The organism is Ruminococcus sp. CAG:57 (genome assembly GCF_000435935.1).
GTDB lineage: Bacteria > Bacillota > Clostridia > Oscillospirales > Ruminococcaceae > Hominimerdicola > Hominimerdicola aceti.
The window spans coordinates 37,961-59,334 of the sequence record NZ_FR890683.1; the positions used below are offsets into that span (position 1 = coordinate 37,961).

Below are 21,374 nucleotides of genomic sequence, written 5' to 3' on the forward strand. Positions count from 1 at the left end.
GGTTTCGTTCGGGAGGTCTGCAATCCCTTTCCAGAGTCTGAATCCCTTTTTAGAAGTGTTGGATTTATAATAACTGTGCTTGTTCGCACAAGGCAGGAATCTTTTTCTGTTATTTAGTATATCACAACATATCCATAATATCAATAGGTAATTTCAGCAAATCAAAGTACATAAAATTGTACATTTTACATATTGACAAGCCTATATGCTGAGATATTTTTCTTATGACAGGTGGTCGTGATCGTGACAACCGCAGCCACAGCCGCAATCATCGTCTTCGTCCTCATCATCGAACTCGAACATTTCATCGATACGCTCCATGAACATCTGACCAATCTTCTCATACTCGTCATCATCTTCGATAGAAGCAAGTATCTCGTCATTGTTCTCGTCATACTCAGCCTTGAGTATCACAACGTCGCCTGAATCTTCAAGGGCTTCGTCACCGTTCTCATAATAAGGAGTGAGAGCATAATACTTCTCGTCACCATATTCCATTGCGTCCAACAGCTCAAAAGTCTGCTTATTACCATTTTCGTCCTCCAGCTCGTAGAGGTCCGGCAGAAACTCGTTATCCATAATTATCCTCCTAACATGATCTTGTGCGGTATATCGGCACTTTCTGAGTGGGATATATCGAAAAAATCAGAACAGAAAGACTGTTTCTGACCACCGCAACACTTTAATTATACTACACTGCAAAATCAAAGTCAAGCGCATTTTGTAAAAGTAATATTAAATATAAAAATCACAAAAAAGTTGAGAAAAACTATTGACAAGTAACAAAAGATGTGGTATAGTATAGTCAAGGAAAAACAAAGAGCCAAACAAAAGCAGACAACAGGGTTCGCTGAAACGGTCAACGGTCTGACGATACAGTAACGATTTCAGAGGGCACGGCAAAGCGAAGTGAGGCAAGAGGTTTTCCTTATATATCACAGGCAGATCGATGGACACAGCATATACCCGACACTAGGTACACTACAGTTCAGCAGGCGGGCAGGCTCATCGGATACCTAATAAGATATGAAAGGAGCGAGTCCAATGGACGCATCAGAGATCCAGGAGAGTATCCATAGGCTCGGCAATTTCTTAAAGTAAGAAAGGATCAAGACGCAGACGAATGAGCTGACAGGAATCCAGACATATATGATTTACACAGGAAGAAATTGCAGAGCCTCATGGATTAATCACAGCACAGAGTTACTGCAATTTAAGGATACTCTCAAATTTACAATTGAATATTTTGCAACTTTTATATAAGGAGTGATCGACATGATCGGTTACAGAAGGTTTGCAAATAAAATTTAGACAGGAGTGTTTCCAATGCACAATTTCAGCTTTTCAGAGGTAAAGAAATAAACTGAAAGAGTGATTCCAATGTAAAATTTAGCTTCTGAACATAAAAAGCTCACAGAGCTATAAAAATCAAATAAATTTCGAGGAGTGGTGCATATGAAAATGCACAAAAGGAACTTGAACATGAAATAGAATGGAGTGAGTCCGCCAAGAAATTTACGAGCTTAATGCTCTTACTGATTTGATTTACTGACTAAGATTTTTCTAAAGATCATATAAAATACTGAAGGAGTGGTGCGTTATGAAAATGCACTCAAGGCTTTTGAACATCTGATATTTGGAGGTGAATCCGCCAGTTACTTCAGCAAGGCTTATCTGATATGATGAGCATAAGATCTTGAAATTATGCGAAAGGCGATAATTCCAATGGAAATGTGATAAGTTTCATTGACAATAAATTTTCACGAAAGGTGTTAAGTCCGATGGCACGTTAAGTTTTATCCACTGAGGCATAACTTAATATTTTGAAAGGAAATAAATCCAATGGAAAGGTAATTTGCACTTAGAGATTATTTTTACCGAAAGGAAATAGATCCAATGGAATAGCTTATATTATGCGGACAGAATTTTACTGAAAGGCGTGAGTCCAAAGTACAATTTAGCATGAGTTTACGACTAGAATTTTCAGAAGGGCGTAATACCAATGGCATAATCAATATGAACGTACATACTTAACTATGTGGTGTATTCAGATATCACATAGTTAAGTTTTTTTGTGCAAGAGGTGGGACGTCGAGGACGCCGTCCCCTACAATATTCAAGAAAACAAGAAAGCACCCTGCGGTCAATGCAGAGTGCTTTTATTTTATATCATATTTTCAAGGAAAGCAACTGTCTTTGGATCGTATGTAAGATCCTGCGCTTCCATATCCTCGTCAAGCTGCCACAGCTTTGTTACTGCGAAAACTGACGATACAAAAAACGGCTGGCTGTTCAGATAGCCGAGGGTTATCTTTGCCGGAGTGTCCCCCGTCTGCTCGCTGAGCTGTTTTACCTTTGCAAGTCTTGCAAGATTAGCAGGGCCTGCATACTGTCCCTCAGGGAGATTGTTTGCAGCGTCGCCCTTTGCAAGCTTTGCAAAAAAGCCCTTTGCCTGCGGTGAGAACGCCATAACAGGAAAATCATGCTTCTTGTACCAGCGGAACTCCTTTGTATCCATACAAACAAGAGTATTGTCACCGAAAGTTTCAACGCTCGAATGTGCAAGGCTGTAGTTTATCTGACTGATCCTGATAGGCTCCATGCCGTTTTCCTCTGCAAACTTATTCGCTTCCTCTATCCTCTGAGTTGTCCAGTTTGAAACGCCTATAAAATGTATCTTTCCGCTCTCATAAAAATCATTGAGAACTGGCATTATCTCTTCCACAGGTATCTTCGGGTCGTCACGATGAAGAAAATAAATATCCACATAGTCAACGCCCAAGACCTTCAGGCTTTCCTCAAGGTCTTTGGTAAGCTCTTCCCTGCTAAGACGGCTTTCGTCCATATGACCCATTTCAGGGTGACCGCCCTTTGTGGCAATACAAATTTTATCACGATTGTTTCTGGCTTTGAGCCATCTGCCTATTACGCCCTCGCTGGAATCGTGACCATTCTCCAGCCAGTCGCAGTAAACTCTTGCGGTATCGATACACCAGCCGCCAAGCTCTACATATTTGTCGAGAAACTCAAAATACACATCGTCACAATCGTTTCTCTCAAAACCTGCCGCACCAAAAGTCAGGGCAGGGACTTTCATTTCATATCTGTCGTTTTTCAACACATAGCTTATCATACACTCTTCCCCCTTGGCATACAATTTCCTATACTATTTATCATCACTATGTCTAGCAATATATTATTATACCATATAAAAAGGACTTTTTCCACAGAATTTTGTTAAATTTTATTTTTTCATAAAAACCCCTTGACAAGTCGGTAAACTTGATATATAATTGTAAAGGTTTATGACTTTACAGAAATCCATTAGGAGGTAAGCGGTATGAGTAAAAATTTGCAAAACAGCGTTTTGCTCGACTTGTATGGCTGCCTGCTCACTGATAAACAAAACGAGATCATGGATCTTTATTACAATGACGATCTGTCGTTGGGAGAGATCGCCGCTCAGCTAGATATCTCAAGACAGGGCGTTCATGACGCTATAAAAAAATGTGAAACTGCAATGGCTGATTATGAAGAAAAGCTAGGTCTGCTAAAACAGCAGGAGGCTTATCTGGCAGAGCTTAAAGAGTTCAAGGCTCAGGCTATGGACGTTTTTAACGAGTGTAAAAAAAAGAATTATGCGAGAGATATCGCTGAAAAGGTGATAGTGCTTCTTGAAAATCTCGATTCTAAGCTTGATGAATTTGACAACGCAGAATATACCGAAGAAGAATAGATATAGATAAAAAAATTATACGGAGGACAGCTTATGGCGTTTGAAGGACTTTCAGAAAAACTAAACGGCGTGTTCAAGCGTCTTAAATCAAGAGGTAAACTTAGCGAAGCCGATGTAAAAGAGGCAATGCGTGAAGTTAAAATGGCTCTGCTTGAGGCTGACGTTAGCTACAAGGTAGTAAAGGATTTTATTGCCAAGGTAACAGAGAGAAGCGTTGGCGAGGAAGTGCTAAAGAGCCTTACTCCTGGTCAGCAGGTCATAAAGATAGTTAATGACGAGCTTATAAAGCTCATGGGCGAGGCTAACTCGAAGATAAACTTCCCTAACAAGCCGCCTTGCATAATAATGATGTGCGGTCTTCAGGGTTCAGGTAAAACAACGCACGCTGCAAAGCTTGCGAAGATGTTCAAGAAAGAGGGCAAACGTCCTCTGCTTATAGCAGCCGACGTTTACAGACCTGCGGCTATTGAACAGCTAAAGGTTGTGGGAGAGAGAGCCGAAGTCGCAGTATTTGAAATGGGTCAGATAGACCCACGAAAGATAGTAAAAGAGGGTATCAAGCACGCCAAGGATTACGGCAATGACCTTGTTATCATAGATACGGCAGGACGTCTTCACATTGATGAGGAGCTTATGAACGAGCTTAAAGACATCAAGAAGATCGCTGAGCCGAACGAGATAATGCTCGTTGTTGACGCTATGATCGGTCAGGACGCTGTAAAGGTAGCTTCAAGCTTTGACGAGGCTCTTGGTATCGACAGCGTTATCCTTACAAAGCTCGACTCTGACACAAGAGGCGGTGCGGCGCTTTCAGTGCTTGCTGTAACAGGTAAGCCTATCAAGTTCGTTGGTATGGGCGAAAAGCTTGACGAGTTTGAGGCTTTCCACCCTGAGAGAATGGCTTCAAGAATACTTGGCATGGGCGATATGCTCACACTTATTGAGAAAGCTACTCAGACAGTTGACGAAAAGGACGCCAAAAAGCTTGCAGAAAAAATGCAGGAAAAGGGCTTTGACCTTAACGACTTGCTGGAGCAGATGAAGCAGATACAGAAAATGGGCTCTATGAAATCCATTATCAGAATGCTTCCAGGCGCAAACAAGGTAACAGACGAGCAGGTGGAGCAGGGCGAGGTTCAGCTGAAAAAGACTGAGGCTATGATAAATTCAATGACAAGGGCTGAAAGAGAAAAGCCTGCGATCATTGACCCTAAGAGAAAAAGACGTATCGCTGCCGGAAGCGGTACGCAGGTATCTGACGTAAATCAGCTTCTTAAGCAGTTTGAACAGATGCAGAAAATGATGAAGCAGTTCGGTATCGGCGGAAATCTTCACGGAAAGAAATCCAGAAGAAACAGAGCGGCACTTCTCAAAGGACTTGGCGGCGGAATGCCACAATAGTTGATAAGCTATCAGCAATCAAGTGATTGATTTGATATATGAAGTTTTTTATGGAGGTGAAAATACAATGGCAGTAAAGATCAGACTCAGAAGAATGGGTGCTAAGAAGGCTCCTTTCTACAGAATCGTAGTTGCTGATTCAAGATATCCAAGAGACGGACGTTTCATCGAAGAGCTGGGCTACTATGACCCAACTAAGGAACCTTCTGTACTCAAGGTTGACGACGAAAAGGCAAAGTCTTGGATCGCTAACGGTGCACAGCCAACTGATACAGTTAAGGCTCTTCTCAAGAAGAACGGCACTATCTAATAGCTGACAAGACAATTCAGACGGCGAGCCACCTATCCCACCACTTCGCTTGCCGTTTTCGGCGGGGAAAACGCTTCCCTGCCGCATTTTCGTGGGAGAATGGAGATATTTTTATGAAAGAATTACTCGAAACTATAGTTTCTGAGCTTGTTGAAAACAAGGACGCTGTTGAGGTCGTTGTTGACGAGCCTAACGCAGAGGGTATCGTGGTTTATCATCTTCACGTTGCTCCAGACGATATGGGCAGAGTTATCGGCAAGCAGGGCAGGATCGCAAAGGCTATAAGAGTCGTAATGCGTGCCGGTGCTTCCCGTGTAGATCAGAAAATAATGGTAGAGATAGACTGATAGTTCAGTGAATAAATCATCACCCCGTACAGATAATAGTATGGGGTGATTTTTTTGCGTATAAATAAAAAATGCTTCAATGCGCTGACGGGTATAGCCGTGGGTATATGCAACGGTTTTTTCGGCTCGGGCGGTGGAATGATAGCAGTGCCTATGCTTGAAAAAGGCGGCAGCGAGGCGAAAAAAGCTCATGCCACGTCCATTGCTATAACGCTTCCATTGTCTATTATAAGCGGACTTGTATATTTCAAGGGCGGAAGTCTTGATTTTTCCCAGGCAGTGAAATTCATACCCCTTGGTCTAGCAGGTGCGGCAGTGGGCGCAATGCTCATGAAAAAGCTTTCAAACAGTCTGCTAAAACGCATTTTCAGCGCACTTATGATAATTGCAGGCGTGAGGATATTTATGAAATAGGGTGATATTACGGCTTGGTATACAATATGTGCGGTGGCTTTTCTCACCGGTATCTTTGCCTCCATGGGTCTTGGGGGCGGAATGGTGCTTATAGTTTATCTGACGGTCTTTGCAGGCTTTTCGCAACTAGCGGCGCAGGGGATAAACCTTGTGTTTTTTATCCCTATTGCAATAATAAGCCTTGTGCTTCACACGAAAAACAAGCTTGTGGAATGGAAAAAAGCCGTTCCCGCAGTTTTGTGGGGAACGGCCGCTGTTATTATATCAGCATGGCTTGCAAACAGGATAGAGCAAAGCCTGCTTTCAAAAGCTTTCGGTATTTTCCTTATCCTAATGGGACTGAAAGAGTTATTTTTCAAGAGTGAAAAGCACAAGTTCAAAAGGGTCTGAAAAACGCTGTGTCCAGCCGCTGTTGCCTACTCCCCTTGACACCACAAGGGTTGTATCGTTCACGCTGTAAGTGCCGTCGGTGTATTTCGGGAACAGACCCTGACCAGGTGCATAAAGACCATTCACAAGTGGTAGCCTTATAAGTCCGCCATGTGCGTGACCTGTGAAGTCTATGTCTATATGCGTACCACTCTGAACAGCCGTTTTGCTGAAATAGTTGCAATCCTCAGGATAGTGATTTAGCAGTATGACAAAATCTTCTGTGACATGAGAAAAAGCCTCGCTGTCATTTTCCATATTGTCAAAGCCCAACAGGCTTATAGTATCACCATTTCGTGTAAGTGTGGTATGCTCGTTATAGAGGACGTTTACACCATAGCTTTCACAGCCTGCAACAAACTGTTCCCTTTCCTCCTGAGAAAGATTATATTCATGGTTGCCCATAACAAGATAGACAGGACATATGTCAGGAAGCTTTTTCATAAACTCAAGGGAACGGTCAACATCGGGGAAGATCTGGTCAACACTGTCCCCTGTAACAAAGATATAGTCAGGCTCACAGTCTTTGACCTTTTCAGTCAGTCTATCTATGTAGCCCTTGCCCCACTCGTTGTGGAAGTCAGATATCTGAACTATCTTACAGCCCTCGAAGCCCTCAGGCAGATTGTCAAAATGCGCTGACAGCTTTTTGACCTCGATATAGGTATTAGACCACACAAAATCGGCTAATACCATTACCGCAAGCACTATTATCACTATGATGATATTTCTTTTCTGCTTTTTAGTCAGCCTGCTTTGCTTTTTTTCTTCTGTATTCAAGATAGCCCTCCAAAATTATCGTTGCGGCAACTGTATCTACAACAGCCTTTCTTGCCTTTCCCCTGACGTTTGTTTCGTTGAGGATATTGTGTGCTGTGACGGTAGTGGAACGCTCGTCCCACATTCTCACCGGCAGGTCGGTACGCTCTTTCAAAAGCTCGGCAAATGCCCTGCACTTCTCTGCTCTTGGTCCCTCTGTGCCGTTCATGTTTATAGGCAGACCTACTATTATCTCACCTGCACCGTATTCAGCCGCTGTCTGAGCCGCCTTATCTGCAAGCCTTTCGGCGTTTCTCTCAGGAACAGTGCCGATAGGAGAAGCAAGAAACTCAGAGCGGTCGCTTATTGCGAAGCCTGTTCTTGCGTCACCATAATCTATTGCCATTATTTTCATTTTGTGCACCTCTTTATCAAGACTTTTCTTATCATTATATCATAACACTGTCTGTAAAACAAGTCCTAAAGCAGGATTTTGGGAATTAAACTGCAAAAAGCGCAATGTAGAAGAGCTCTCTGCATACCATTTGCTTAAAAAAGTAAAATAGTTCCTTAAATACTGTGATTATTTGTGCATTATGGTTATTGATTTTTACTTTTAATTATGTTATAATGCTTTATTATCAGAGGGTATGCACAAATGTCAGGGTTAAGTTTTGTGCAAAATTATATTATATAAGAATTGGAAAGGAAAAAGAAAAATGAAGAAATTTTTATCAGTAGCAATGTCTGCTATCATCGCCTGCGCTTCAATATTCTCATGCACACTGACAGCTTTTGCCGAAAACGCAGAAACAGAAGACGTTACTATCGACTGCTCTTCCGCAGCGACTTGCAGCAATTGGGAACAGTCTATCACTGTCGATCAGGCAACTTTCAACGCAACAAGACTTACAAAGGATTCAGAGATAATCGTCACATTCAAGAGCGAGGAAATAAACGAAAAGGCAGGAAACAAATACAATGCTGAGCTTATTTTCCAGAGCTGGGACAACACCACTACATCAGTTGCTCAGGACGGTGCGGTATGGGCAAAGATAGCACCTGTGAAGTTTGACGATTCATCAGCTACATATGATTTTGAATCTATCGCAACTGCATACGGCACGGACGATTTCAGTCAGGTATACAACATCATAATCGGTGCGACTGACAGAGCGAAGATAACAGTAACAGGCATAACGGTAACGAACTGCAAGACAAAGACTTATGCAGAAAAGGAAGAAAAAGACTCAAAGGGAACAAACCCTATTATCATAGTTATTGCGGTCATCGCAGGAATTGCTATCGCGGTTGTGGTAATTGTGATAATCATGAACAAGAAGTCAAGCGAAGCCTTTGACGTAAGCACCGGCAAGTTTGTAGACAAGAAAAACCTTTTTGACGAGCCTAAGAATGGTGAGGACGAGAAGAAATAAAAATAACGCTATCAGCAGGAGGACGAGCAGTTCGTTCTCCTGCTTTTTTTATACCAGAAATATTGACTTATAGACGGAGTTATGGTATTATATTAAGAGGTATATTTAATAATTGGAGGCTATATAAAATGTCAATATTTAAACTTGATCCAGCATTTAAGGACTACATCTGGGGCGGTACCAGACTTAGAGATGAGTACGGCAAAAAGTGCGATTATGATAAGGTCGCAGAGAGCTGGGAGCTTTCTTGTCATAAGGACGGTCCAAGCGTTGTGGCTAACGGTGAATACAAGGGTCTGACACTCAATGAGTATATCGAAAAGGCAGGCAAGGGCGTTCTTGGCAAGAACTGCGAAAGATTTGAGAACTTCCCTATCCTTATTAAGCTCATTGACGCTAAGGACAATCTTTCTGTACAGGTACACCCTGACAACGATTATGCAATGAGAGTTGAAGGCGAATATGGCAAGACAGAAATGTGGTATGTTGTTGACTGTGACGAGGGTGCAACTCTTCTCTATGGTTTCAAGCATGAGATAACAAAGGAAGAATTTGCAAGAAGGATCGCTGACAACACGCTTCTTGAAGTAACAAACGCTGTACCTGTTAAGAAGGGCGACGTTTTCTTCATCAAGTCCGGCACGCTTCACGCTATCGGCAAGGGTATCCTTATTGCTGAGATACAGCAGAACTCAAACACTACATACAGAATTTATGACTATGGCAGAGTTGGCAATGACGGCAAGCCTAGAGAGCTTCACGTTAACAAGGCTCTTGACGTAACAAAGCTTGCTCCTGCTGAGCAGTATCCTGAGACACCTGTCGAGAAGAAGGACGGCTATGACATAAAGCTTCTTTCAAAATGCGAATACTTCACAACATACAGAGTGAACGTTGAAACAAAGGCTGAGCTTGACGCTGACGAAAACAGCTTCAACAGTATTCTCGTTCTCGAGGGTGAGCCTGTTATCAGCGGTGGCGAAACTGTTTCTGCAAAGAAGGGCGAAAGCGTATTCATTTCAGCAGGCACAGGCAAGTATACTGTTGAGGGCAAATGCACATTCGTGCTTACAAAGATAGACTAAGGTGAGATAAATGCTTAAACTTGACCTGAAAAAGGAGATAGGTGAGCTTGGCGCACTTGTGATTGCTTTTATTATCGGATTTGTGGCAAGCTCATTTTGGATAGGTCTTATCAGCTTTGTAGTGCTGGAGCTTGTGTATCTTCTGGTATATGACGCCATAGCAAAAAAGGCTGAAGCCCAAAAGCCAAAAGAGGAAAAGGAAGAGATAAACTTTCACGAATATGACGATGACACTGAGGGCGATAACGCTCAGTAAGCTCAGAAAATAAAAGGGAGAAATTATTATGAAGTATTACATTGGTATTGATCTTGGCGGCACTAACATCAAAGCAGGTGTTGTAAATGAAGAATTTGAGATAATTGCAAAGGCTACCTGCAAGACCAATCTGCCAAGACCTGCGGAGGAGATCTGCGAGGATATGGCTAAGGTCGCTTTGGAAGCTGTAAAGAACGCAGGGCTGGAGATAGAGCAGATAGAGTCTGTAGGTATCGGCACACCTGGCACTGCAAATTCTGACACTGGCGTTATTGAGTATTCAAACAACCTTGGTTTCCTTAACTTCCACGTTGTTGACCTTATGAAGAAGTTTATCGACAAGCCTTGCTATGTTGAAAATGACGCTAACGCTGCGGCATACGGCGAGTATGTTGCAGGTGCAGCAAAGGGTGCGAACGACGCTGTTTGCATCACTCTCGGCACAGGCGTTGGCGGAGGAATAATCATTAACGGAAAGATATATTCAGGCTTCAACTTTGCCGGTGCTGAGATAGGTCACACTGTTATCGACCCTAATGGTCCGCAGTGTACTTGCGGCAGACACGGCTGCTTTGAGGTATTCTCTTCTGCAACAGGTCTTGTAAGAATGACAAAAGAGGCTATGTTCGAGGACAAAGACTCTATCATGTGGAAAATGAACGAAGAGGACGGCAAGGTATCTGCAAGAACTGCGTTCAACGCCATGAGAGCAGGCGATAAGGCAGGCAAGGAAGTTGTTGACAAATACATAAAGTATCTTGCCTGCGGAATCACAAACACAATAAACATCTTCCAGCCTGATATTCTCTGTATCGGCGGCGGCGTATGCAACGAGGGCGACCCTCTGCTTTTGCCGCTGAAAGAGCTTGTGGCTAAGGAAATTTACACAAAGAATTCAGCAAAGAACACTGAGATAGTTATTGCAAAGCTTGGAAATGACGCAGGCATTATAGGTGCGGCATTCCTTGGACTTTCACACAAAAAGTAATAAAGATATAAAGGGGAATTCAAAATGGGACTTTTCGACAAGATATTAAAAGGTGCTGTAGACGCTATCGACAACGCTGCGGCAAAAAGCGGCAACGGCCCGACAGGGCTTAAAGACCTGTTCAATCAGGCTATGGACAAGAAAAACGAGGCTATAAACGGCTCTTCAAGCACCACAACTTCAAGCAAACCAAGCACTGCCACTTCAAGCACAAGTTCAAGCAAGAGAAGCAATTGTGCTTATACAAGACCGACATATACCACACCGCAGGAAGTTCTTGACACAGCGAGCATTCCTGCAAAGCCGTCAAGGAAAATAGAATTTGAGGTTTTTGACGGTGAAAACGCTGAGATAAGAGTGAAGGTAACATTCAACCTGAGCGGAGATTTTCTTGAAACGGCCGGAGATGTACACTATCTGGCGTCATATCTTCCGACCATTGATGATGATTATGATGCAGATTACTCTGACTCAAATACTCCGCTTTTTGGAGTTTTAGATGTAGATGACGAAATAATCTATAACATGGCAGAGAAATTTGATAAGGGCGGCGTACCTGAAAATGCAATGATGTTCCTGCCTGTCAATGACATGGGTCCAAGAGCACGCTTCAAGGCAAAAGTCGAAAACAGAGGTAAGATTGAATATTTCTATTATTGTCCGCTTTACGACTATATGCCTGACTTCAAGACCTGTTTCACCGTAAGCTACACTCATAATGTTGTGGGCACTCCACTTGAGAAAAAGCTTATGGCGGCTGTTGATGAGGCTGTCCGCACAATGAAGAGAGAAGTATTAGAAGTGGAGCACAGACCATTCCGCTAAGGAGGACAAAACAAAATGAAGTTCAATATAGGATTTATACCTACTTTGCTTTTGCTGATACCTGTGATAGCAGCCTGTTTCAAGACCCCTGCCGACAAGCCTGAGCTTGAGGACGAGAACATTATCGTTTTCATTGCAAAGTGTGTGGGCAGATTTGGCTGCATAGGCTATATGTGCCTTGCTATCGGAGATTACGAGGTAGGCTTTTCAAGCAAGCTGCTTTTCCTAATATGGGCTGTTGTTGCACTGCTCGTTATCGCACTTTATTGGGTCCTTTGGATAAGGCATTATAAAAATGGCAATCATTTTGAAGATATTTACGGCACTGGGATCCCGCTTTTCATTATCCCTGCGGCGTTCGTGCTTGTAACAGGTATCTTCTCAATGAATTTTATGCTTATCATATTCTCAGTGCTGGATATCGTTTGCGAATACTGCTCTGCATACGGTGTAAGAAAGCGTCTGCACCCTGCAAAGACAGAGGAAAGCTCAGACGAGGCTGAAACAAAAGAAAATGAGGACGGAGAATAATACCGCTCTCACTGATATATTTTTTCAAAAGAGGTAATAAAAAATGGCGTGTAATTATTTTTGTGACGGAGTAGACAAAGCTCCACAGAGATCACTTTTCAATGCTCTTGGCATGACAAAGGAAGAAATGGACAGACCTCTCGTTGGTATCGTATCTTCATATAATGAGATAGTTCCTGGTCACATGAACATTGACAAGATAGTTGAAGCTGTTAAAATGGGCGTTGCAATGGCAGGCGGAACACCTGTTGTATTTCCTGCTATCGCTGTTTGCGACGGTATCGCTATGGGTCACATGGGAATGAAATATTCTCTCGTTACCCGTGACCTTATCGCAGACTCAACAGAGTGCATGGCTTTGGCTCATCACTTTGACGCTCTTGTTATGATACCAAACTGCGACAAGAACGTTCCTGGTCTGCTCATGGCAGCCGCAAGAGTAAACGTTCCTACTATTTTCGTATCAGGCGGTCCAATGCTGGCTGGTCACGTTAAGGGCAAAAAGACTTCCCTTTCAAGCATGTTCGAGGCTGTTGGTACTTACAACGCAGGCAAGTTCACTCTTGACGACGTTGAGGAATTTGAGAACAAAGCCTGTCCGACTTGCGGAAGCTGTTCAGGTATGTACACTGCAAACTCTATGAACTGCCTTACAGAAGTTCTTGGCATGGGTCTTAGAGGAAACGGCACTATCCCTGCTGTATATTCTGAAAGACTCAAGCTTGCAAAGCACGCAGGTATGCAGGTAATGGAGCTTTACAAGAAGAACATCAGACCAAGAGATATCATGACAAAGGACGCTTTCATCAACGCTATCACAGCTGATATGGCGCTTGGCTGTTCAACAAACTCAATGCTTCACCTTCCTGCTATCGCTCACGAGTGCGGAGTAGAGCTTGACCTTGACTTTGTAAACGAGATATCAAAGAGAACGCCAAACCTCTGTCACCTTGCTCCTGCCGGTCACACATACATGGAAGACCTCAACGAGGCAGGCGGAGTTTATGCAGTTCTCAGTGAGCTTAACAAGAAAAACCTTATCAACACTGACTGCATGACTTGCACAGGCAAGACAGTAGGCGAGAACATCAGCGGCGTTGTAAACAAGAACCCTGAGCTTATCAGACCAATAGACAATCCATACTCACAGACAGGCGGAATCGCAGTTCTCAGAGGCAATCTTGCTCCTGACACCTGCGTTGTTAAGCGTTCAGCCGTTGCGCCTGAAATGCTGGCTCATGAAGGTCCTGCAAGAGTATTCGACTGCGAGGAGGACGCTATCGCTGCTATCAGAGGCGGCAAGATAGTTGAGGGCGACGTTGTCGTTATCCGTTACGAGGGTCCAAAGGGCGGTCCTGGAATGAGAGAAATGCTCAATCCTACATCTGCTATCGCAGGCATGGGTCTTGGCTCAACTGTTGCACTTATCACTGACGGACGTTTCAGCGGTGCTTCAAGAGGTGCTTCTATCGGTCACGTTTCACCTGAGGCAGCCGTAGGCGGTCCTATCGCACTTGTTGAAGAAGGAGATATGATAGCAATAGATATCGACAACTGCTCTATCACACTTAAAGTATCTGACGAGGAGCTTGCTGAAAGAAGAAAGAACTGGAAACCAAGACAGCCAAAGGTAACAACAGGCTATCTTGCAAGATACGCTTCACTTGTAACTTCTGCAAACAGAGGTGCTATACTTCAGATAAAGGACTAATATCCGACACAAAATAATAAGGGAGAAAGGCGGAATAATATGAAAAAATTCATTTCAGGCTTGCTTGGAATACTCTTTGTAGTTCTTGTAGTAGTAGGTGTTTTCATCTGTACATATGTATTCAATCAGCCGTCAAGATCAGGCGATTCAAGAGAGCTTATCTCTGGAACATGGACAGATAAGGACGCAAACATCACTTTTGAGTTCTCTGACGAGGGCGATTTCACTATCACTCACACTAATAACAAATCAGTTATCGCAAAGGGCTGGTTTAAAATTCAGGAGGACGGGGGAAGTGGAAAGATACAGCTTCTTGTAAATCCGTCTGACAGAGATACAACTGTTGATATCGGTCTGAGAATGAAGTTCTTCTCGACTATTTCCTACAAAAACCTTTCTGTACCGTCTGAGGACGAGAGCGACAAGGTCGCTACCTGCAAGTTCATTTTCCAGAACTCTGACGGAGTTTACTCATGCGAGAGAAAAGACTCCGAAGGCTCGTTCTATGACGGCAAATAACGAATTTTTAAGGGCTACGGCTGAACGATATGTTTAGCCGCAGCTTTTGTGCAGTAAAGACTTGATTAAGATAAAAAAAAGGAGTAAAAATGGAGCTACTGATCAAAAATATCCGTGCCTGCGACCCGCAGACAGGGCTTGACGGTATAACGGACATAGGCATTGACGGAGGAAAGATAGTCAGCCTTGGAAAAACTGACGAGCATGCTCAGAGAGTTATCGACGCAAAGGGCAAACTTTGTGCATTGCCTGGGCTTTTCGATATGCACGTTCACTTTCGTGACCCAGGTCTTACCTACAAGGAGGACATCATCACAGGTGCGAACGCCGCAAAGGCTGGCGGTTTCACGGGCGTCGCTTGTATGCCGAACACAAAACCGCCTATCGACTCCCCTGAGGGCGTGAAATACGTTTTTGAAAAGGCAAAGAAAACAGGTATCGACGTTTTCCCTATCGCCTGCGTTACAAAGGGCATGAAAGGTCAGGAGCTTTGCGACTATGACGCACTCAAAGCCGCAGGAGTTACCGCCATTTCAGATGACGGCAGACCTGTTGAGAACGCTGAGCTTATGCGTCAGGCTATCGAAAAGACTAACGAGAACGGTCTTATCGTGACTTCTCACTGCGAGGACTTGAAGATAATAAACGGTGGTATCATCAACAAGGGCGAGATATCCGAAAAGCTTGGAGTAAAGGGCATGGACAGAGCCTCTGAGGACTATATCACAGCCCGTGAGATATGCCTTGCAATGAGCTGTAATGCGAGAGTTCACATATGCCACGTTTCCACCAAAGGCTCTGTGAACATCATAAGAGCGGCGAAAAAGAACGGCGTTAAGGTCACCTGTGAAACTGCGCCGCACTATTTCACATTCACAGACGAAAAGCTTTTAGCCCGTGACGCAGATTTCAGAATGTCGCCGCCGCTTAGAACTGAGGAGGACAGGGCGGCTGTTGAGGAAGCTGTTCTTGACGGCACTATCGACTGCATCATCACCGACCACGCTCCACACTCCGCAGAGGAAAAGGCTGACTTTGAGAAAGCCCCAAACGGCGTCGTTGGACTTGAAACTTCCCTTGCGGCAACGCTCACAAAACTTTACCACAGCGGCAAGTGCGGTCTTGACAAGATAGCAGAGATAATGTCGGTAAATCCGAGAAAGATAATGGGACTTGAGCCTATCAAGATAGCAGTGGGCGAAAGATGCGATCTTTGTATCTTTGACCCTGACTATGAATGGGAAGTTATCCCTGCGGAGCTTAATTCAAAGAGCAAAAACAGCGTGTTCAAAGGCACAAGGCTCAAAGGCAAGGTAATGTACACAATATGCAGAGGAAAGCTCGTTTTTGAGCTTTAATATAAAAATATCCGAAAGGAAGATAAAAATGGCATTTGACAGACTTATTGAAAATATCGTAAAGACACAGAACCCGTCAGTAGTGGGACTTGACCCAAAGCTTGACTATGTTCCTGAATACATCAAGGAAAAGAAGTTCAAGAAATACGGCAAGACGCTCAAGGGTGCGGCTAAGGCTATATGGGAGTTCAACAAGACTATAATCGACGAGATACACGATATCTGCCCTGCTATCAAGCCACAGGCTGCATACTATGAAATGTATGGCTACGAGGGTGTAAAGACCCTTTACAAGACTATACAGTATGCAAAGGAAAAAGGTATGTTCGTCATGACAGACGGAAAGAGAAACGATATCGGCGCAACTATGGAAGCTTACGCAACCGCACATCTTGGTCTCACTGACGTTGGCGGTGAGCTTGTGGAAGCTTTCGGTGCAGACGCTCTCACTGTAAACGGCTATCTCGGCTCAGACGGAATCAACCCGCTTCTTGACCAGTGCAGAAAATATGACAAGGGCATTTTCGTTCTTGTAAAGACTTCAAACAAGTCAAGCGGTGAGCTTCAGGATCTTATGATAGGCAACAAGACAGTTTATGCCACAATGGGCTCAATGTGCGAGCTGTGGGGCAAGGACGTTATGGGCAAGTATGGCTACAGCGGTGTTGGCGCAGTTGTGGGTGCGACTTATCCTGAGCAGCTTGCTGAGATGAGAAAGGCTCTGCCGCACACATTCTTCCTTGTACCGGGCTACGGTGCACAGGGCGGCGGTGCTGAAGGAGTATCAAAGGCATTTGACGATCACGGACTTGGTGCTATCGTAAACTCATCCCGTGGCGTAATGTGTGCTTACAAGAAAGAGGATAACTGTGACGAGCACGATTTTGCAAAGGCTGCAAGACGTGAAGTTATCAGAATGAAAGAGGATATAATCTCATATCTGCCAAAGATCACACTTGAATAAACACTAAAGGAGTGACTGAGTATGACAGCAAAGGGCGTTATATTGTTTACAGCGGCGGTGGGAGCATTGCTTTTATGCTCCTGCGCAAAGAACGAGGATACAAGCTCTTTGACGGAAAGTCAGCAGGAGCAAAGCGATTTTCCAAGATGTATCGTAGGCGAGTGGAAATGCCGTGAAACGCCCCTTGACAACAGCGAGCTTTATTCGGGCTATCTCAGCCTTATTATCCGTTCAGACGGCAATTATCTCATGTATGACGCAGAAGCAGGCAATCCCTGCTTAAAAGGCACTATCGAAATGGACAGCGACGATCTTGATCTTATCTTTGTTGATGACAGCGGAGTGGATTTTGCACCGCCTGCCGGTTGGGAGAATATGTCCAAAAGGCAGGAGATAGGCTATTTTGCTGACGCTTACACGTTAAAGCTTACTTATACTGATAATGATAACTCGGTCACTCTCGTTTTTGATGCGGTGAACGCTCCGAATGAGGTAAAGAACTAAGTACAGGGAGGATTTTTAATGTACAAGCAGGGTAAATACCCAATAGTTTCAAAAAAGACCCTTGCAAAAGGAATTTTTGACATTGAGATATACTGTCCGCACATTGCAAAGGCGGCAAAGGCAGGACAGTTTGCACAGGTGCAGGCAGAGGGCTTTTTCCTCCGCAGACCTATCTCTATTTGCGATATCAACAAGGACAAGGGTACTATCCGCCTTGTTTTTGAGGTAAGAGGTCACGGCACTGACAAGATAAGCGAGCTTAACAAGGGCGACCTTGTTGACATTATCGCACCGCTGGGTAACGGCTTCAAGGTGCTTGAAAAGGGCAAAAAAGCTGTCTGTATCGGCGGCGGCATAGGCACGCCTCCAATGGTAGGCATTGCAAAGCAATACGGCGAGAACGCCACTGTTATAAGCGGTTTCAGAAACGCTGCGGCGGTCATTTTGCAGGAGGACTTCAAGGCTATGGGTTGTGACGTCAAGCTTTGCACTGACGACGGCTCTGCAGGAAGAAAGGGCTTTGTTACTGACGCACTTCTTGATGTGCTTAAAAGCGAAAAGCCTGATATCGTTTATGCCTGCGGTCCAATGATAATGCTGAAAAATATCACAAAGATATGTGAGGAAAACGGCATTTACTGTCAGGTATCTCTTGAGCAGAGAATGGCTTGCGGCGTGGGTGCGTGTCTTGTATGCGTATGCCGCACTGTCAAGGACGGGCAGGAGTTCAATTCTCACGTTTGCAAGGACGGTCCTGTATTCGACAGCGAGGAGGTAGTGTTTGATGAATAGGATAAATGTGAATTTCTGCGGAGTTGAGTTCAAAAACCCTGTTATCCCTGCAAGCGGAACATTCGGCTACGGCAGAGAATACGAGCAGTTCTATCCCCTTTCAAAGCTGGGCGGAATATCCGTAAAAGGCACTACGCTTCACCGCCGTGAGGGCAACCCCAGTCCGAGAGTTGCGGAAACTCCAAGCGGTATGCTCAATTCTGTTGGACTTCAAAACGGCGGCGTTGACAAGTTCATAAACTACGAGCTTCCAAACCTTGTAACAAAGGACACAAGGATAATAGCCAACATAGCAGGTTCAACTATCGAAGAATGTGCAGAGCTTGCAGAAAAGCTCAACGGCACCGCTGTTGACATGATAGAGCTTAACATATCCTGCCCGAACGTAAAACAGGGCGGAGCGGCTTTCGGCACTGACTGCAACGTTGCAGGTGCGGTCACAAAGGCTGTTAAGGACGTTACGGAAAAGCCTCTTATGGTAAAGCTTTCACCGAACGTTACAAGCATTGTGGACATTGCAAAGTCTGTTGAAGCAAACGGCGCTGACGCTGTTTCGCTGATAAACACACTTCTTGGTATGCGTATCGACATAAAGACACGCCGTCCGATACTGAAAAACAACGTGGGCGGACTTTCTGGTCCTGCGGTATTCCCTGTTGCCGTAAGAATGGTATGGCAGGTGGCAAACGCTGTTAAAATACCTGTTATGGGCATGGGCGGTATCGCCACATGGGAAGACGCCATTGAAATGATGATGGCAGGCGCAGGTGCTGTTCAGGTAGGTGCGGCAATATTTGCTGACCCTTATGTACCTGTGAAGATAGCCGAGGGTATGCAGAAATTCTGCGAAGACAACGGCATTAACAACATCTCTGAGATAGTTGGCACTGTTAAGCCTTGGTAATAACATAGTAAAATATCCGTCTTTTTACAGGACGGATATTTTTATGGTATTTTTTCTTATGAATTTCTTAAATTCATTGAAAACAGCTTGCAAAAGTGTTATAATTTAAGTCGTCAGGAAAGGCTGACAGAGAAAGGGGAAAGATATGTTTCTTAGAGTACTTTGCGTGATAACATCTGCACTTACAGTTCTTACCACGCTTTCAATGACATCATGCGGAGCAGACAACACCATTTCGTCTGAGGCCTCCGAAAGTGCTGTTACATCTACGGCAGACAGCGGTAAAACTGCAAAGGATATCCTTTCGGCAATAGAGGGCGACCACATGGACGCTTCGACTTTTTACGGTGAGGACAGCTTCACAAAGAATACCGAAAAGCTTTATGGTATAGAAGCTGACAAGCTCAGCGACGGAGGAATACTTTACTCCTCTGACGGCAATTATGCTGACGAGATATCAATGCTCAAAATGGCTGACGGAAGCAGTGCAAAAAGCCAGCTTGCAGACAGGCTGAGCTACAGACTTAATCAATATGAAAACTACAAGCCTGAAGAAACAAAGAAAATACAGGCGGCAAAGATATTTCAGGCTGGAGATTACTGGGTGCTTGTTATCTCTGACAATGCTGACGAGATATCTGACGAGATAACAGACATGATAAATTAAAAGACGGAGGAAAGAAAATGACAACAGCGAAAAAAATACTTACCCTCGCACTTTGTCTGACCTGCCTTACAGCGGGTATGACAGGCTGTGCAAAAGATAAAAGCAGTTCTGATACTAAAATTGCTAAAAGCACATCATCACAATCAGAAAGCAGCGACAGCGAGAAGATAAAAGAGCTTAACGACAAGCTTGAAAAGCTGGAAAACACGCTTTCTAACATTCTGGGGGAGGATATATTTGATCCCGCAGACGGTGACGGCAACGTAAACGGTGAGATACACCCTATCTATGATGATACGGCAGTGGTTGAAGCTTACAAGTCGGGTGATGATTCAAAGCTCACTGACGACAAGGACAAATACATACTCAAAGAGCTAAAAAAGGCTGTGGGCGAGATAATCAAAGACGGCATGAGCGAATATGACAAGGAAAAGGCTGTTTATGATTATGTGTTCTCTCAGACCCACTTTAATGACGATTCTCTTGTGGCGATATCTGATGACAGTGAAGATGACGAGTCATACAATCCTTACGGATTTTTCCATGACCACTCTACTATCTGTGTGGGAAACGCAACAACAATAAAGCTGTTTTTTGATGTCCTAGGTATCGACAGCAAGATAATACACTCAACAGAAAACGGCGAACACGCTTGGAACGTTGTGAAGATAGATGGCAAATGGTATCACCTTGATGTGACATTTGATGGTGGCAACGAAGCTCCAGACTACGCATATTTCAACGTACCTGACACTGCAAAGGACGACGGCTCCTATCCTTGGAACAAAGAGGACTTCCCTGAATGCACTGCCACTAACGATTGCTACATATGCAAGAATGCCAAGAAGCTTGACAGCGTTTATGATATACCTGAGCGCATAAAGGAAGCAATGTCAGATAAAGGAAAAACTATATATATGTCACTGGACGTTCCGGAGGGGGCAGGCAGCACTGCTGTTGCGGAGCAGGTCACAAACATAATATCAAACTTTTACATTGACGATTACAACGTCTCTTCCACACCTGTTATTGACGCAGGGGACAAGGTTTGCTTTGGAATTTCTTTAAACTCGGCAGATGATGACGATTCGGATAATTCTTATGACACAGACAATGCACTCGGCATTGATTACGACAAGCTTTCAAAGGCTTTCTCAGATGCTCTCGGAATAGATTATGAGTATGAGCCTGATTATTCTGATAATAACATAATGGGTTAAAGCCTATAAGGGGATTCTTTAAGGCAATACCGCACAAAGATTGCACGCCGTCAGGTGGGATTTGTGCGGTGTTGCCTTAATAAAAGCCGCAGGGCATACAGCGTAAAAACTGTATACCCTGCGGCTTTTTATATCGGATTTGATCGAAGAAAGCTTGTTCATTGGGTCACACGTCAGCTTGCCTGACTGTCTGCCCTTTTCCGATTTTGTATGTTTGA

At 44.1% G+C, this 21,374-nt stretch carries 25 protein-coding genes; 21 read left to right on the forward strand and 4 right to left on the reverse strand.

The annotated features are described in order from the left end of the window. Nucleotides 1-222: 222 nt before the first annotated feature. Together QVO88_RS00740 and QVO88_RS00745 are read right to left on the reverse strand one after the other, a co-directional pair. On the reverse strand, nucleotides 223-579 hold the full coding sequence (locus tag QVO88_RS00740; RefSeq protein ID WP_022286619.1) for a DUF1292 domain-containing protein: 357 nt from the start codon (nucleotides 577-579) through the stop codon (nucleotides 223-225). A 1,585-nt stretch (nucleotides 580-2,164) separates the two neighbouring features. Beyond that, nucleotides 2,165-3,133, reverse strand: coding sequence for an aldo/keto reductase (locus QVO88_RS00745; protein ID WP_022286620.1), 969 nt, complete (start codon nucleotides 3,131-3,133; stop codon nucleotides 2,165-2,167). 207 nt (nucleotides 3,134-3,340) lie between these two features. On the opposite strand from QVO88_RS00745, the gene ylxM reads away from it, so the two are divergent. The 6 genes from ylxM (at nucleotide 3,341) to QVO88_RS00775 (ending at nucleotide 6,598) form a co-directional block, all read left to right on the forward strand. Then, the gene (gene ylxM, locus QVO88_RS00750; protein ID WP_022286621.1) at nucleotides 3,341-3,736 is read left to right on the forward strand and encodes a YlxM family DNA-binding protein; all 396 of its coding nucleotides are present in this window, start codon (nucleotides 3,341-3,343) and stop codon (nucleotides 3,734-3,736) included. A gap of 33 nt (nucleotides 3,737-3,769) precedes the next feature. Next, nucleotides 3,770-5,137: a signal recognition particle protein gene (ffh, locus tag QVO88_RS00755; RefSeq protein ID WP_022286622.1), complete on the forward strand. Its 1,368-nt coding sequence runs from the start codon at nucleotides 3,770-3,772 to the stop codon at nucleotides 5,135-5,137. Between the two features lie 67 nt (nucleotides 5,138-5,204). After that, nucleotides 5,205-5,447, forward strand: coding sequence for a 30S ribosomal protein S16 (gene rpsP, locus QVO88_RS00760; protein WP_022286623.1), 243 nt, complete (start codon nucleotides 5,205-5,207; stop codon nucleotides 5,445-5,447). A 113-nt stretch (nucleotides 5,448-5,560) separates the two neighbouring features. Next, nucleotides 5,561-5,794: a KH domain-containing protein gene (locus QVO88_RS00765; RefSeq protein ID WP_022286624.1), complete on the forward strand. Its 234-nt coding sequence runs from the start codon at nucleotides 5,561-5,563 to the stop codon at nucleotides 5,792-5,794. Between the two features lie 54 nt (nucleotides 5,795-5,848). Beyond that, nucleotides 5,849-6,208, forward strand: coding sequence for a sulfite exporter TauE/SafE family protein (locus tag QVO88_RS00770; RefSeq protein ID WP_022286625.1), 360 nt, complete (start codon nucleotides 5,849-5,851; stop codon nucleotides 6,206-6,208). Between the two features lie 33 nt (nucleotides 6,209-6,241). After that, a complete protein-coding gene (locus QVO88_RS00775) occupies nucleotides 6,242-6,598 on the forward strand; it encodes a sulfite exporter TauE/SafE family protein (protein ID WP_147339929.1) in 357 nt (118 codons plus the stop codon). Here QVO88_RS00775 and QVO88_RS00780 read toward each other — a convergent pair. Then, on the reverse strand, nucleotides 6,557-7,417 hold the full coding sequence (locus QVO88_RS00780) for a metallophosphoesterase (protein ID WP_022286627.1): 861 nt from the start codon (nucleotides 7,415-7,417) through the stop codon (nucleotides 6,557-6,559). The genes QVO88_RS00775 and QVO88_RS00780 overlap by 42 nt on opposite strands. Further along, nucleotides 7,380-7,811: a Holliday junction resolvase RuvX gene (gene ruvX / locus QVO88_RS00785; protein WP_022286628.1), complete on the reverse strand. Its 432-nt coding sequence runs from the start codon at nucleotides 7,809-7,811 to the stop codon at nucleotides 7,380-7,382. Before ruvX ends, QVO88_RS00780 begins: the two co-directional genes overlap by 38 nt. A gap of 304 nt (nucleotides 7,812-8,115) precedes the next feature. On the opposite strand from ruvX, the gene QVO88_RS00790 reads away from it, so the two are divergent. From QVO88_RS00790 to QVO88_RS00860, 15 genes are all read left to right on the forward strand, one after another. Next, nucleotides 8,116-8,832, forward strand: coding sequence for a hypothetical protein (locus QVO88_RS00790; RefSeq protein WP_022286629.1), 717 nt, complete (start codon nucleotides 8,116-8,118; stop codon nucleotides 8,830-8,832). Between the two features lie 128 nt (nucleotides 8,833-8,960). Next, a complete protein-coding gene (locus tag QVO88_RS00795) occupies nucleotides 8,961-9,917 on the forward strand; it encodes a type I phosphomannose isomerase catalytic subunit (RefSeq protein WP_022286630.1) in 957 nt (318 codons plus the stop codon). A 10-nt stretch (nucleotides 9,918-9,927) separates the two neighbouring features. Further along, the gene (locus tag QVO88_RS00800) at nucleotides 9,928-10,173 is read left to right on the forward strand and encodes a hypothetical protein (protein ID WP_022286631.1); all 246 of its coding nucleotides are present in this window, start codon (nucleotides 9,928-9,930) and stop codon (nucleotides 10,171-10,173) included. 28 nt (nucleotides 10,174-10,201) lie between these two features. Continuing rightward, the gene (locus QVO88_RS00805) at nucleotides 10,202-11,161 is read left to right on the forward strand and encodes an ROK family protein (RefSeq protein WP_022286632.1); all 960 of its coding nucleotides are present in this window, start codon (nucleotides 10,202-10,204) and stop codon (nucleotides 11,159-11,161) included. Nucleotides 11,162-11,185: 24 nt separating this feature from the next. Then, the gene (locus tag QVO88_RS00810; protein ID WP_022286633.1) at nucleotides 11,186-11,986 is read left to right on the forward strand and encodes a hypothetical protein; all 801 of its coding nucleotides are present in this window, start codon (nucleotides 11,186-11,188) and stop codon (nucleotides 11,984-11,986) included. 15 nt (nucleotides 11,987-12,001) lie between these two features. Next, on the forward strand, nucleotides 12,002-12,517 hold the full coding sequence (locus QVO88_RS00815) for a hypothetical protein (protein WP_022286634.1): 516 nt from the start codon (nucleotides 12,002-12,004) through the stop codon (nucleotides 12,515-12,517). A gap of 43 nt (nucleotides 12,518-12,560) precedes the next feature. Next, nucleotides 12,561-14,228, forward strand: a complete 1,668-nt coding sequence (ilvD, locus tag QVO88_RS00820) for a dihydroxy-acid dehydratase (RefSeq protein WP_022286635.1) — start codon at nucleotides 12,561-12,563, stop codon at nucleotides 14,226-14,228. A gap of 39 nt (nucleotides 14,229-14,267) precedes the next feature. Beyond that, the gene (locus tag QVO88_RS00825) at nucleotides 14,268-14,747 is read left to right on the forward strand and encodes a hypothetical protein (RefSeq protein ID WP_022286636.1); all 480 of its coding nucleotides are present in this window, start codon (nucleotides 14,268-14,270) and stop codon (nucleotides 14,745-14,747) included. A gap of 89 nt (nucleotides 14,748-14,836) precedes the next feature. Continuing rightward, on the forward strand, nucleotides 14,837-16,105 hold the full coding sequence (locus tag QVO88_RS00830) for a dihydroorotase (protein WP_022286637.1): 1,269 nt from the start codon (nucleotides 14,837-14,839) through the stop codon (nucleotides 16,103-16,105). Nucleotides 16,106-16,133: 28 nt separating this feature from the next. Then, nucleotides 16,134-17,069, forward strand: a complete 936-nt coding sequence (pyrF, locus tag QVO88_RS00835; RefSeq protein WP_022286638.1) for an orotidine-5'-phosphate decarboxylase — start codon at nucleotides 16,134-16,136, stop codon at nucleotides 17,067-17,069. A gap of 21 nt (nucleotides 17,070-17,090) precedes the next feature. Beyond that, a complete protein-coding gene (locus QVO88_RS00840) occupies nucleotides 17,091-17,573 on the forward strand; it encodes a hypothetical protein (RefSeq protein ID WP_022286639.1) in 483 nt (160 codons plus the stop codon). A gap of 18 nt (nucleotides 17,574-17,591) precedes the next feature. Beyond that, a complete protein-coding gene (locus tag QVO88_RS00845) occupies nucleotides 17,592-18,365 on the forward strand; it encodes a dihydroorotate dehydrogenase electron transfer subunit (protein ID WP_022286640.1) in 774 nt (257 codons plus the stop codon). Then, nucleotides 18,358-19,269 carry a dihydroorotate dehydrogenase gene (locus QVO88_RS00850; protein ID WP_022286641.1) on the forward strand — a complete coding sequence of 304 codons (912 nt, stop codon included), beginning with the start codon at nucleotides 18,358-18,360 and terminating at the stop codon, nucleotides 19,267-19,269. Before QVO88_RS00845 ends, QVO88_RS00850 begins: the two co-directional genes overlap by 8 nt. Before the next feature lie 145 nt (nucleotides 19,270-19,414). Continuing rightward, nucleotides 19,415-19,936, forward strand: coding sequence for a DUF4358 domain-containing protein (locus tag QVO88_RS00855; RefSeq protein ID WP_022286642.1), 522 nt, complete (start codon nucleotides 19,415-19,417; stop codon nucleotides 19,934-19,936). A 17-nt stretch (nucleotides 19,937-19,953) separates the two neighbouring features. Further along, nucleotides 19,954-21,156 carry a transglutaminase domain-containing protein gene (locus QVO88_RS00860; protein ID WP_022286643.1) on the forward strand — a complete coding sequence of 401 codons (1,203 nt, stop codon included), beginning with the start codon at nucleotides 19,954-19,956 and terminating at the stop codon, nucleotides 21,154-21,156. The last annotated feature ends 218 nt before the right edge of the window (nucleotides 21,157-21,374 follow it).